The sequence below is a fragment of the Limosilactobacillus gastricus DSM 16045 genome (assembly GCF_001434365.1).
Lineage (GTDB): Bacteria > Bacillota > Bacilli > Lactobacillales > Lactobacillaceae > Limosilactobacillus > Limosilactobacillus gastricus.
This window is the reverse complement of sequence record NZ_AZFN01000033.1, coordinates 1-11,976: the sequence shown is the minus strand read 5'-3', so window position 1 is coordinate 11,976 and position 11,976 is coordinate 1. Positions and strand designations below refer to the sequence as shown.

Annotated in this window: 13 protein-coding genes and 3 pseudogenes; 9 read left to right on the top strand and 7 right to left on the bottom strand. The window is 38.0% G+C overall.

The annotated features are described in order from the left end of the window. From FC60_RS09390 to FC60_RS08700, 3 genes are all read left to right on the top strand, one after another. Positions 1-138: helix-turn-helix domain-containing protein (locus tag FC60_RS09390; protein ID WP_235806122.1), on the top strand; the 138-nt coding region annotated here is incomplete at its 5' end. Between the two features lie 134 nt (positions 139-272). After that, positions 273-1,064: a ParA family protein gene (locus FC60_RS08705; RefSeq protein ID WP_056937991.1), complete on the top strand. Its 792-nt coding sequence runs from the start codon at positions 273-275 to the stop codon at positions 1,062-1,064. A 71-nt stretch (positions 1,065-1,135) separates the two neighbouring features. Beyond that, on the top strand, positions 1,136-1,375 hold the full coding sequence (locus FC60_RS08700; RefSeq protein WP_056937990.1) for a hypothetical protein: 240 nt from the start codon (positions 1,136-1,138) through the stop codon (positions 1,373-1,375). A 120-nt stretch (positions 1,376-1,495) separates the two neighbouring features. Here the strand turns inward: FC60_RS08700 and FC60_RS09385 are convergent. From FC60_RS09385 to FC60_RS08680, 5 genes and pseudogenes are all read right to left on the bottom strand, one after another. Then, positions 1,496-1,627: pseudogene (locus tag FC60_RS09385) on the bottom strand (ABC transporter ATP-binding protein); the annotation flags it as partial. A 344-nt stretch (positions 1,628-1,971) separates the two neighbouring features. After that, positions 1,972-2,934, bottom strand: coding sequence for a biotin--[acetyl-CoA-carboxylase] ligase (locus FC60_RS08690; RefSeq protein WP_056937988.1), 963 nt, complete (start codon positions 2,932-2,934; stop codon positions 1,972-1,974). A gap of 11 nt (positions 2,935-2,945) precedes the next feature. Continuing rightward, the gene (locus FC60_RS08685; protein ID WP_056937987.1) at positions 2,946-3,497 is read right to left on the bottom strand and encodes a biotin transporter BioY; all 552 of its coding nucleotides are present in this window, start codon (positions 3,495-3,497) and stop codon (positions 2,946-2,948) included. Positions 3,498-3,586: 89 nt separating this feature from the next. Further along, positions 3,587-3,818: pseudogene (locus FC60_RS09380) on the bottom strand (SDR family oxidoreductase); the annotation flags it as partial. Positions 3,819-4,843: 1,025 nt separating this feature from the next. After that, positions 4,844-5,056 carry a hypothetical protein gene (locus FC60_RS08680; RefSeq protein ID WP_056937986.1) on the bottom strand — a complete coding sequence of 71 codons (213 nt, stop codon included), beginning with the start codon at positions 5,054-5,056 and terminating at the stop codon, positions 4,844-4,846. A gap of 1,094 nt (positions 5,057-6,150) precedes the next feature. Here FC60_RS08680 and FC60_RS08675 point away from each other — a divergent pair. Beyond that, positions 6,151-6,843, top strand: a complete 693-nt coding sequence (locus tag FC60_RS08675; protein WP_056937985.1) for a replication-relaxation family protein — start codon at positions 6,151-6,153, stop codon at positions 6,841-6,843. A 443-nt stretch (positions 6,844-7,286) separates the two neighbouring features. Next, a complete protein-coding gene (locus FC60_RS08670; protein ID WP_056937984.1) occupies positions 7,287-7,748 on the top strand; it encodes a hypothetical protein in 462 nt (153 codons plus the stop codon). A 98-nt stretch (positions 7,749-7,846) separates the two neighbouring features. Here FC60_RS08670 and FC60_RS08665 read toward each other — a convergent pair whose 3' ends face one another. Further along, complete coding sequence (locus tag FC60_RS08665; protein WP_082601384.1) at positions 7,847-8,341, bottom strand: helix-turn-helix domain-containing protein; 495 nt, start codon at positions 8,339-8,341, stop codon at positions 7,847-7,849. Positions 8,342-8,653: 312 nt separating this feature from the next. After that, a complete protein-coding gene (locus FC60_RS08660; RefSeq protein ID WP_153672899.1) occupies positions 8,654-9,013 on the bottom strand; it encodes a hypothetical protein in 360 nt (119 codons plus the stop codon). Positions 9,014-9,149: 136 nt separating this feature from the next. On the opposite strand from FC60_RS08660, the gene FC60_RS08655 reads away from it, so the two are divergent. The 4 genes and pseudogenes from FC60_RS08655 to FC60_RS09720 all read left to right on the top strand — a co-directional run. Then, entirely contained in the window at positions 9,150-9,602 is a 453-nt protein-coding gene (locus FC60_RS08655; protein WP_056937981.1) for a hypothetical protein, read from the top strand. A 459-nt stretch (positions 9,603-10,061) separates the two neighbouring features. Then, entirely contained in the window at positions 10,062-10,274 is a 213-nt protein-coding gene (locus FC60_RS08650) for a hypothetical protein (RefSeq protein ID WP_027822200.1), read from the top strand. 626 nt (positions 10,275-10,900) lie between these two features. After that, complete coding sequence (locus FC60_RS08645) at positions 10,901-11,836, top strand: replication initiation protein (RefSeq protein ID WP_056937992.1); 936 nt, start codon at positions 10,901-10,903, stop codon at positions 11,834-11,836. Next, positions 11,829-11,915: pseudogene (locus FC60_RS09720) on the top strand (DUF536 domain-containing protein); the annotation flags it as partial. The gene FC60_RS08645 and the pseudogene FC60_RS09720, both read left to right, overlap by 8 nt. Positions 11,916-11,976 lie beyond the last annotated feature (61 nt).

Below are 11,976 nucleotides of genomic sequence, written 5' to 3'. Positions count from 1 at the left end.
GCCAAAGATGATCCCCGTTTGCAACATGCTTTTAAACTTTATCAGGCAGGTATGAGTGATGTCGATGTTGCCCGTAATACTGGGATTAAGCGAACAACCTTTATTCGATATCGTAAAAAACTTAACATCAAGAGATAGGACACTTAGCTAGTGTATATTAATCATTCATGAACGCAAATCATATGTATAGATTGCAAATATATGTGTTATGTGTTATTATGCATGTAGTGATATTTATTAAGCTTACTTAGCATGTATGAGGAGGGATACTAATGAAGATTATTACATTTTCAGCTATAAAAGGCGGCGTCGGTAAAACTACCCTAGCTTTTAATTATGGTGAATGGTTAGCAAAAAATGGCAAGCATGTTTTATTTATTGACTTAGACCACCAAAGTAATTTAACCCAGACTTACAACATTTACGACAATCAAGACACCATTGGCAACGTTTTCTTAGATCGAGGGAAAGTCAAAATACATGAAATAAGTGCTTATATTAGTCTAATTGCCGGAGACATGCACCTTGACGATATTGAGCGTACCATTGAAAATAAGACTAACAAAAACATGTTCCTCTATATGTGGTTGTCAGATAATTATGAACGTTTAAATTTAGGAGAATTCGAGTATATTATTTTGGATTGTCACCCAGATTTTTCTACTGCTACCAAGAATGCAGTAATCATTAGTAATGCTATCCTTAGTCCAATCACACCTAGCGAACATGGGTATAATGCGAAATTTAACCTAGAAGAAAGAATTAACGAATTACGCAAAGAAGCCATTGATTACTCTACTAGAAAATCTTATGTCACGACCAAATTATTTTTTATCGCCAACATGATTAAACACAACACAAGATCATCTCGCGAGTTATTAAAAGCCTTAAAAGGCGATCCCAGTGTATTGGCTACAGTTCCAGAAAAGGAGCTATTCAATCGTTCAACGTTGGATAAAAAATCTCTTTCAAAAATGGCTGAAGACCACAAAACATATATTGATCAACATGAATTTTTTGATAGTATGGACAAAACATTTAATGAAATCACGGAAAAGCTATAAATGTTTTGTACACGTATTAATCACATGTATACTCAATGTGTGTGCATACAAATTATAAAGGGGGACTACCTATGGCATTCGATCCAGAGAATAAAAACATAAAAAAGGCACTACAAAAAAATGAAATAGAACGGCTAACTGACACTAAAGATAAACTTGTTATTCCTGTTTTTAAAGATGAAGAGGAACGTACTAAGAATTATACCTTTTCACTTCAACCTAGCGCACGCAAAAGACTTGACGGTCTAGCCAAAGAACATAATTTTAAGTCTGCCTCCAAATTTTTAAATGAGCTTATAAAAAACATGTGATGTCACTTTAAGGGGGGGTGTTATGGGAATTTCGATAAATGTTATATTTTTGCTTGCCAGCCTTATTGTCTTTTGGATAATCCCAGCCATTGGAATTGCAAAAGATTGTCGTAAGAATTTTTCTTGCTGCAGCCCATTCGTAATCAGCATTTTCTGGCCGGTAATCTGTTCGTTGATATAGCCATTCAGTCGGCCAATATCGTCTTGTTGGCGATCAACCGACACACTCGCCTGATGCATCACGAAGGCCGAACGAGGTAGCATTCGTAATGTCCATAAGTATGTGGTGGATCCAGGCCAACTCAAGCGGTGTCCTAATTATCAATTCTTCTTAGTCGATAAATTGGCGACGGGTGATGATTATGCCCAGCGCGTTTACGTCAGAAATGCCTTAAATGGATTATAGAAAATAAAGAAACCAGGTAGCTTATTAACAAACTACCTGGTTTCTTGTAATAAAGTGAATCGGAGGAACTAGTCGACCACTGACTAGGTGAAATGACCGAATAGATTCGTCATGTGGGTAATTATAACATAAGAAAAGCCATGCTAATCGTACAAAAAAATACTGGAAGCCTCATGACTTCCAGCATTTTTTACCAGCTAACCTTAGTAACGTCCCCACTATCAAAAGTCCGCAAACTTTGATCAGCTAGTTTTAGGACTAAGGCCCCTTGATCATCAATTCCTTGAACCAGTCCAGTGACTTGTTCACTCCCACAAGCTAGGGATACCTGCCGACCAAGTAGTAATTGCCGTTGCCGATAAGCTGGTAAATAGCGACCATCGCCGTAAGTCGCATTCAATTGTTCAAAGCGACTTAGAAAATTAGCCAAAAACCGGTTTCGATCAAAATCAGCCGCCTTTAAGGAGGCCACTTGATCATCAATTCCATCAGGAAAATCAGCGGTCGACAAATTAATGCCGATCCCAACAATAATCGAGCCTCGATGTGGGTTGTCGATATCCAGGACCGCCTCTGTTAAAATCCCGGCCACTTTACGTTGATTTAAATAAAGATCATTAACCCATTTAACTTGAAGCTTAACTTCAGGAATTAATTTTTCCAATTCTTCAGCTAGCACCACGGCCACACTAGTCGTCAGCAAACCCGCTTTCGCAATTTGTTTAATTGGCTGGTTGGGAATCACGATACTAAAATAAACCCCTGTTTGAGCCGGCGAATAAAAGGTCCGACCTAAGCGACCATGTCCCGCGGTTTGGTAATTAGCAATCACCGCCACTAAATCATCACTAGGTTCGTTAGCAATCAACTCCTTGGCGCGATCTTGCGTCGAAGTAATCTCGTCCCAAACCTCTAACCGCCACCCACCCGGATTAGCCATTTGATTTTGAATCAATTGCTGGTTTAAGTGGGTGGTCCCTAAAAAACGATAGCCTTTGGCATGATCGGCTTCAATTTGATAACCAACTGTTTTCAGTTGTTGGATTGCTTTAGAAACCCCAGCTCTGGTGACCCCCAATTGTCCGGCTAAATCAGTGCCGTTATGCCAGGTCGGATGATTAATTAAGACCGCTAATAGATCGTCTTTTAGCATCTCGTATCTCCTCAATCAATTAATTTGGACTTCCGCATGCGGCGGGTAATAAGCACTGACAAGCAAACCTTAATGGTATCACCCGGTAAGTAAATCATCATCGCTCCCAGGGTAATGGTCAGCGAAAAGTGCATCCACCATGACAATAATAGGCCCCCTAATAAATCGACTAATAAGGCCCCACATATCCAGACGGTGATCAGCTCACTCCACCAGTATTTCCGTAAGAAAGTAACCCTCAACAACCAGCCCATGACAAAAGCGGCCACGACCCACATGATTAAATAACAACCAGCCGGTGATAAGATCATTTGCAGACCGCCATTGCCACCTGACAGCAAGGGTAAACCGAGGGCAACCAAAGTCAAAAAGGTAAGCATCGTCCCTGCCCCCCACCAGGGTCCCAAGATTTCACCGGATAACATCATTCCTAAATTTTGCAGAACAATCGTCACCGGAATGATCGCTATAGGAATTCCCGGAAAGAAACCAAAGATAATGGTTAAAGCTAAGATAACCGACGCCTGGGATAAATGCCGTAAATTTTGATGATTGAGATTCATAGGTCCTCCTCGTCAACTAAATATAATTTTCAGTTGACCAACTGTTAAAATAAAATCTCCCTAACCAAAATCAGGAAGATTTAGCGTAATTAAATTAAATGAACACCCTTGTCAACGTAAATGACGTCACCAACCACACCGGTTGATAAATCACTCATTAAGAAGGCACAAGCCCCCAACTTCTTCTTGAGTAGCGTCCTTTCCATCAACCGTCCGTTCTTGGGACATCCATAATAAGTCCTTGTGCCCTTGAACCCCTGTTACAGCTAAGGTCTTAATAGCCCCAGCTGAAATAACGTTCACCCGTACACCATACTTACCCTAGAAAAGCATGGCAATACGATTTTTATAGCTACCGCATCATCAGTAATAGATGAATGAGGGAAGAACAAGGAGACTCTCCATGCATTACATTATAGACCATTTAACGAAAAAATACAAAGGCTGCCCTTAACATCACTTTCATGTACCAATTCTTGCCACTGGGGAAAGGGAAACAAATAGTCTAAATCTGGAAAGACAAACCTCTCTCCCCACCATTAGGGTAACAAAATGGTTCTGAAATGTTAAATCAGACGATTAAACACAAAAGCCGCCCTGAGTAGGAAGCCCTACCTTAGACGACTATGATGGGTGGAACGTACGAACAACTGTACGTCAATTAATGAGCGAAAGTGTAGACTCACTAATTAGAGGTATTATAGACTATTTAATTCCTAATCACAAAAAAGAGCGCCTATTAAGCGCCCCAACCGGTTCGGATTAAGTAACCAACTGAATCCATTTTGCACACCGGCTAATATTCATTACAAACGTATTATACAATTATTGTGTAGTATAATCAAATACGCACACCGAGAATGCCATCTCAAATATGTGCAGAATGGAGGTGAACTCCATTGGGCCATTGTTGGCTAATATTCATTATCGTGCCTAGTAAGCACGTAAGACGTTTGGTTAAATCATTAATCAAACATGTAATTAAGTAGTTAGCTACTTGGCGCTCTGACAATTCAGGGCGCTTTTTAAATAAAAAAGAGCGCCTATTAAGCGCCCCAACCGGTACGGATCAAGTAGCCAACTGAATCCATTATGTACACCGGCTAATCCTTATCATGCCTTTATTATAAGGTTGATGAAAGTCAATGTAAAGTAAATGATATACTTGATGATGTACACCAAGTTCACGCCAGGCTCAATGAAGTGTGCCAAGGGGGTGAAACCCATGGGCCATTTTCGGCTGATTCTTATCATCATGCCGAATAAGCACGTAAAACGGTGCTGGAAGGTACTACTGAAGTATTTCAGTAAGTAGTTCCCTAATAGTCACCAGTTAAGGAATCGCGTTAGCGGTTCCTTTTCTTATAAATATTAGGAGGATTATCAGAATGCTTTTCTTGATAATGGTTCAGGTATAAATCAGTCAGGGAACCTAAGAATAAGAAGAATATCACCCAATCGTAGTGGGTGTGGGGAATTAATAAACAGACTACTGCCGCAATATAAAGGGCAATGGTTAAGCCGTATAAACTGATAATGACGGTTTTCGATTTGGTCATAAGATAACCTCCTCACCATACCATAGCGCAATTAGGCAGAATGAATATAAAAAATAGATTAAAAGCCCTTGTCAAGCAAGTGAGATTTGTTACAATAAGGGATAACAATAACAAGTAAATATCAAACGGCGTGAATGCATACAAAAAAGCATTCGCCCAGTCAGGATTTCCCGATCCTGACTGAGAGCCCTAATTGATGGCTTCCTCATCAATTCGAACCAGAGCACGAATGCTAAATTGATATGATAAAGAAAATTAAATTTTCTATATCAGTCATTATAGCGAAACAAAGTGCGAAAGACAAGGTTTTAATTCAAAGATGACACCATCAACTAGGGAAGCTTAGTTGATGGTTTTTATTTACCATCAATCCAACGGCCACGATCGGGCTAATCCAACGTGAGATAAGCCCCTGCGGGGATGATTGACCACCGATATCAGACAATCTTATACGGCTCAGGCGTACAGTCGGAAAAGTTGCTAGGAAGATCAGCGCAGACCACGTCCGAATCCAGCTCAAGAAACGGCCGGGGCTGGAGGGGAATGAATGATTCGACTACGGTGAGATTAACGCGACCGACCAGGGCTAAATAAGGGTGAACAGCGAAAGGTAGGATACGTGGCTGTTCTAGCCCCCGCATAGGGGCGTCATGAGGGACTCGTGAATGACTGAGGTAAATAGTTACCAAGACAAGAGAACGTGAAGCAAACGACCGCGACTGAGCCGAGCGACTGGCAAAAGGTTGTTGTAAGTTTTCCCATAATAACTATGGGGAAACTCTGCTCTTTTCACCTCACTCCTAACAAAATTGATCGGCTTAGAAAAGTCAACTAAATTGATGAAAATGATTGAAATTAAAGCTTGCAGCAGTTAGGATAACTGTATAAATAAAGGGTAAGTACGTTTATAAATCTAGCTGAAAAAATATAAATAAGTAAGAGTTATGTAGCCGGCCCGCCTTAATATCATTAGGTTTTTTCCTTCCTCGGAAGTTGACTACTCTTTCGCCACGTTGTTTTGATAGAGTAGTCAACTTCCGTCAGTCAAACAACGGATAGAGGCGGGCCGGCTACAGTCAAGGAGGCGGAAAAAGATGAGAAAAGGACACAAGGGATTAACGGAAAAGCAAGCAATTATCTTAGATTGGATCGATCGATTAGGAGTAGCACAAGTAGGGCAGTTAGTTAAAGTTAGCAAAATAAGAGCAATTACAATATATAAAACAGTAGATAGATTAAAAGAGTATGGATTTGTCGAAGATAGCGGCAAGATAAAACCCAAATTCTATTGGATCACCAAAGCAGGCAGTGAATACAATGGCAAAATTAATATGGCCTATCGGAAGAAAATCTCAAACTATGCACTATTAAGGCACACGATTTTAGTGAATGATCTAATCTATTACTTTATGAAAAACTATGAAGCAGAAGGCACTGAGTACTCACTAGAGACTGAGCGGGAATTAATGGTTAAGAAACGGTTTGAAATGGTCATGACCGGGAGCCAGGCAAAACGGACATTAGTACCGGACTTTGTAATTACGACCAACGGACATCGGTATCCGATTGAAGTTGAATTAACCCAAAAGAGTGGAACGCGAGTAGATCATAAGATGGAAATGTATAAAGCGGAATTAGCGGCGGGAATTGATGAAATGGTTTATTACTTCAGTGATGAACGACTGATCCGGGAATTAATACAGGCCTTTATCAATTACAAGGGATTACAGAATGAGGTGGAGGTTTATGATTTAGACCAGGTATTAGGTGATGATCAATCTATTTAGAGATGGTAACTAGGCGAAAATTACCAATAACCGATTATTTAATAGGACTAATTGATAGGTATTAAGTAGGTATTAATTGAAGTTGGTGATACCGACCTTCTCATCATAATAATAGCGATTTTAATGAAAAAGGGGTACATACTGAAACTGGTTAGTTATCTGGATAGAAATTTACGGCTTTGTACTGTTGATTTTGTTTTGGAGACAAGTTAAAGTTAATTTGATTTAGATGGTGGAAATCAGGTAGTAAAAACTAATAACTAGTTTCTAACTAAAGATAATTAATTATCGGTAAAATGGTAGTAACGTAAGTTATTAGTGCCTATATAATAGTTGATTTAACAGAGATAATTGATAGTTAGAGGGTGCATACTGAAACTGGTTAGATTTCCAATAACAAAATGATACAATTAAGATCAAGGTGAATTGATTTAACGAGAGGAATGAAAACAGTGAAAACAGTACGAGAACTAGCTGAGGAGTTTGGGGTTACTAAACCTGCCATTAACAAGCGATTAACACCAGAAATCCGGGAAAAATATGTAACAGTTGAGATAATTAACGGGGTGAAAACCTTGTTAATAAATGATGAGGGTGAGAAATATTTGGCCGAAGCCTTTAATAGCAGTAGTTATCGAGGAACGATAACAAATAATGAAGACTATAAGAGTCAATTAATTGAGTTATTAAAAGAACAAAATAAGGGATTACAAGAAGAAATTGAAAATAAGAATGAACAGATAAGAGGTTTGCAGCGGATCCTGGATCAGGAACAACAATTACAGTTAATGTTGGGTAGAAAGCCTCAATCACCGAATGAAAGTTCTGGACAAGAGGAAGAAACCAAGGTAGAAAAAGAGCAAGAAACGGATAAGGTCAATAAAAGTTGGTGGCATTTTTGGTAACGATAAAGTAAAAAGAATCGACAAGTGCTACTTTGTCGATTCTTTCAGAAAACTAAATAATGATGAAAACAACATCAATTTAAATGAATGGATCTATATTAGTGTTTAACATCGACACCTTTAGTTAACGGGTATTTGCGGTCCCAATATGGGCACAGCCATTTGATACGGATAATTTTAATTAGTGAGAATCCTAAAAACCAACTAAAGAACCAAACAAAGGCCAGACCGACTTCTAAATTACCACTAAATTTAGCGATGAAACTACCTAAAACTAGCATTATTGTAATAAAAGAAAATAAAGTCAACCTTTTGAAAAGGCTTTGCGTAAGTTCTCGGCTTCGTAATTGTTGGATCTGTTCATTTGTCATATTAATAATATTTTGTTCCATTTCGTTATCTCCTATATTTTCAAACAATTCACTGACAGTAAGGCCGAACACATTAGAAACGATATTTAAAGTTTCCATACTGGTATCTTCTCCTACCTCCAATCGTTGTATGGTACGGGTACTCAGCCCACACTTTTCAGCTAATTGTTCTTGAGTCAATCTTTTTTCCTTACGGATTTTAGAAACTAAATTTTTACTCATGAGTTTATAGTAGCATTTCAATAGATAATGACCACGACAAAGACACGACAAAGACACGACAAAACCACGATATCCAAAAAGAAGTAGTGGAGACGTATACAATCGGGATTGAAATTTTAAGAGAAGAGCTTGAAATTAAGAATGAACAGATCAAAACTTTAGAGCAGTTATTAGATCAATCACATCAACTTCAATTAATGTTGGGGAACCAATCTAGTATATCGAAAGAAAATTTAGACCAGAGGGAAAAATCAAAATCAGAAACGAGAGAACCATCATAAGAAAAAAAGAATCTCACTGGTGGAGATTCTTTTAATAATTCTTCTTTCTGGAATCATTAGTGAAGTAGGTTAATAAGAGAAGCTGATTGAGGAAAGCACGTTGTGGTTCTGATAAATTTGAATCGATTTGGAGCATAGTTTGATTAGAGGAAACGTTAACCCACTTAACAATTTCGTGCTTTTCGAGAAAGCCTTCAATTTCGTGTTGTAATCTTTTTTGCTCACGAAATTGATCGGTCGGGAGATCAATTAATTTAAAGTATGTTGTTACTAGGGGTTGCCAAAAATCTGTGGTTGGGTTGAATCCGTCATAACCAATGATAATTTTGGTGAATTCAATTACATCTGTCAGGTTATGTTTCATTAAATCAAAATCACTTGTCCTATCCATATCGCCAGAGTTTACAGTTATATTGTATACTACGGTTATAGTATGATCAAGTTTACTACTGGCGATATGACTAGTCTTGGTATTATAAGGTTAGTTATGTTCAGTAATGATTATCAAAAGAAGGAGATGATTTCTTATGATTGAGAAAGAAAAAGTTTTAAGCGATGCACCAAAGGTTCTAAATTCTGATAACAATCCTTGGGAAGTTGCTGTTGAAGGGGATTCAATTATTGGTACATGGAAATGGATGGATGCCCGGTTTTTCACTGAGGGTGGAATCTCCGATGAGGACAAAGAGTTTACTTTTACAGTCACTTTGAAAGATAACGGAAAATGGAAGGAAGTTGATAGCACTTCTAGTAAGACATCAAGTATTAGGATGCATAACGGTAAACTATCTTTCAGTAAAGACATCTCCTTTTCTAAGGGAAAGACCTATCAGAAAAGTATTTCTTTTGGCATTGGACAGGACAAGAAGAGCGGTAAAGTTGGAATTGTTGAATCTAGGTTAGATACTTCAATCATTAAAAAGTCGATTCGAGATTATTTGAAACAATGTGGCTGGAAGAAAGCTGGACTATTTGGATAGGAAATTATATGGTTCACGTGATATAATACTGTTAGCAACAGGACTAAAGTTACTATTGCATAATATCAAAAGGCCCGTTACCTCGTGGGGAAGGTAGCGGGCCTTTTTGAGAACAGGCAAAAGAAAAGGCCATGCTAATTATGGGAGGAAAGCATAGCCGAAATAGATATGAAAACTGCATACGACATTATGCAATTTATTAGAAGAATGATTAAACAACCCCCAGGTGGGGGATGATAAACTAATTAAAGGCAAAAGACCCTGTTTAAATTGTCTATCTTATTGACATGGAACCAATTTAGATCTGGTATTAGGGAAAGACAGGACTATTTAAAAATCCGGGACCAAAAACTAGTTTTTGGTTGAGCTATTTTCAACGAGGATTTGTCTAACCTAAGGTAAAAAATTTTGAATAACGGTGCTGTAAGATCTGTGAATTTAAACTGAAAGCATTATTTGATGTTAGGAGTAATTAAGATGGACGAAAAGAAAGTATTAAAGCCAATTGATGAAATGCTTGCTGATCCTTGGCAAGTTGATATTCAAGAATTGTTTGAAGCTTCTGTCAATGAACCTGACGAGATCAAAAAGAATTTGTATGATTCCCTGTATACTTATGTTTTGCAGAAAAGACAAGAAGATATTATTAATCGTCCTGGCTTCGTTATTTAGCCCTCTAAAAGCCTGCTGAGGGCTTTTTATTTTGACTTTGGTATAAATAATATATATAAACAGTCTCAAAATCGCTAGAAACGAGAAATAGGGCCCTTAAAAACGAATATAGCAGTTAGATTCTTATTAAGATTCAAAAAAACTAACTGTTTGCTGTCAATGGTAGCGGACGAGCATAGCGTGGGAGCATAAGGAATTGACAGCTCTAAACCAGTCTTAACACTGAAATGGCGAAAGCCAAAGTTTTATAGAAACTTTGCTTTCCTGCCTAACGGCGAGTGAAAAAGCGGTCAAGCTGGTTCAGCTTGGACGGGGTTCGGGGCGTCAGCGCCCGAATAAACGTGTCTTGCCACACCTTATCTGGCAACGAACAGAGTGAGGCGCAAGGAGCGTAGCGACTGGAGTTGAATGTGAGTCAGTTTTTAGCTCACTCCTTTGTGTTTTTTGTTTCTAGGTTTTGTTCTCGTACAGTAGTGCCTCTTTTAAACCTCTTTTAGACCCCTCTTGAGGCTTACTCTCCCAAGGCTTATAGAAGTTTATCAACGATTGTTTATCAACGAGGTTTTTTAATGGTGATCGTTGATAAACAATCGTTGATTCTATATAATAGTTATGGAGGTGTGATTATGAGCAATGAACTTGTAAAATATGATCCTGAACTTAATACCATTCCGTTACGTAAATTCACCCCTATTGAAATGAATCTATTTTTTTCAATTATTTCTCGTATGCGTGATAAGGGAGATCAGACAGTTAGATTTTCTTTTGAACAACTTAAAGATTTGAGCAACTATAAACCGACTGCAAATAATCGCTTTGAAGATGATATTCAAAGAACCTATGAAAAGTTAATGGGACTTCATTTTGGAAGACGTAGTAAATCTGGATTAAATAGAGAAATGTTTGTTATGTTTACTAAATTCAGAATTGTTGGTGAAGCTGATTCTCCTTATGTAGAAATTGAAGTATATAAAGATGCTTTGCCACTTCTTAATAATTTAGACACGTGGGTTAGATATGCTTTAGCGGAATTTAGAGATCTTCGAAGCAGTTATGCTAAAACCGCTTTTAGATTGTTAAAAGGTTTCAGAACAACCGGTTATGCTTTTTTATCAAAAGAAGATTTTTTTGAGTTACTTGATATTCCTAAAAGTTATTGGAAAAAACCGGGAGACGTTGATAGATACGTTCTTAAACCAATCAGAGAAGAATTGACCCCTCTTTTTAGAGGCCTAACTGTTCGAAAGAAATATGGTAAAGGCCGCGGGAAACCAGTGATTGGGTATTCGTTTACTTGGAAGCCTGAAAAGAAAGACGCTAACGACTTCTCACAAGGTCAATTTCAAGATGAACGTCAAAAACTATTTAACATTCAGCATAATGGTGAATTAACAGAACAGGAAAAATGGCGTGCCATTGATAAAGTTAAGGGGTTAACTCTAGGCTCTACTGAGAAACAAGCATTGGCTGATAAACAGGCCGAGCACGATAAAAAAATAAGAGATCAAGCAAGACAAGAAGCACTTGCTGAACTCCGAAAGGGGTTTGGAAATCATGCCTAAAACTATTAGAGAACTTGCTGATGAATTAAAGGTCTCTAAACAAACTATTCAATACCAGAGTATCAAACTCAAATTCAAAATTTAGTCGTGGCATAGGACAAAAAAGTCTCTATTTAAATTGTCTATTTTATTGACAGGGG

Coding starts and splice junctions, on each gene's coding strand:
- FC60_RS08705 (WP_056937991.1), top strand. CDS start 273: ATGAAGATTATTACATTTTCAGCTATAAAAGGCGGCGTCGGTAAAACT.
- FC60_RS08700 (WP_056937990.1), top strand. CDS start 1,136: ATGGCATTCGATCCAGAGAATAAAAACATAAAAAAGGCACTACAAAAA.
- FC60_RS08690 (WP_056937988.1), bottom strand. CDS start 2,934: ATGCTAAAAGACGATCTATTAGCGGTCTTAATTAATCATCCGACCTGG.
- FC60_RS08685 (WP_056937987.1), bottom strand. CDS start 3,497: ATGAATCTCAATCATCAAAATTTACGGCATTTATCCCAGGCGTCGGTT.
- FC60_RS08680 (WP_056937986.1), bottom strand. CDS start 5,056: ATGACCAAATCGAAAACCGTCATTATCAGTTTATACGGCTTAACCATT.
- FC60_RS08675 (WP_056937985.1), top strand. CDS start 6,151: ATGAGAAAAGGACACAAGGGATTAACGGAAAAGCAAGCAATTATCTTA.
- FC60_RS08670 (WP_056937984.1), top strand. CDS start 7,287: ATGAAAACAGTGAAAACAGTACGAGAACTAGCTGAGGAGTTTGGGGTT.
- FC60_RS08665 (WP_082601384.1), bottom strand. CDS start 8,341: ATGAGTAAAAATTTAGTTTCTAAAATCCGTAAGGAAAAAAGATTGACT.
- FC60_RS08660 (WP_153672899.1), bottom strand. CDS start 9,013: ATGGATAGGACAAGTGATTTTGATTTAATGAAACATAACCTGACAGAT.
- FC60_RS08655 (WP_056937981.1), top strand. CDS start 9,150: ATGATTGAGAAAGAAAAAGTTTTAAGCGATGCACCAAAGGTTCTAAAT.
- FC60_RS08650 (WP_027822200.1), top strand. CDS start 10,062: ATGTTAGGAGTAATTAAGATGGACGAAAAGAAAGTATTAAAGCCAATT.
- FC60_RS08645 (WP_056937992.1), top strand. CDS start 10,901: ATGAGCAATGAACTTGTAAAATATGATCCTGAACTTAATACCATTCCG.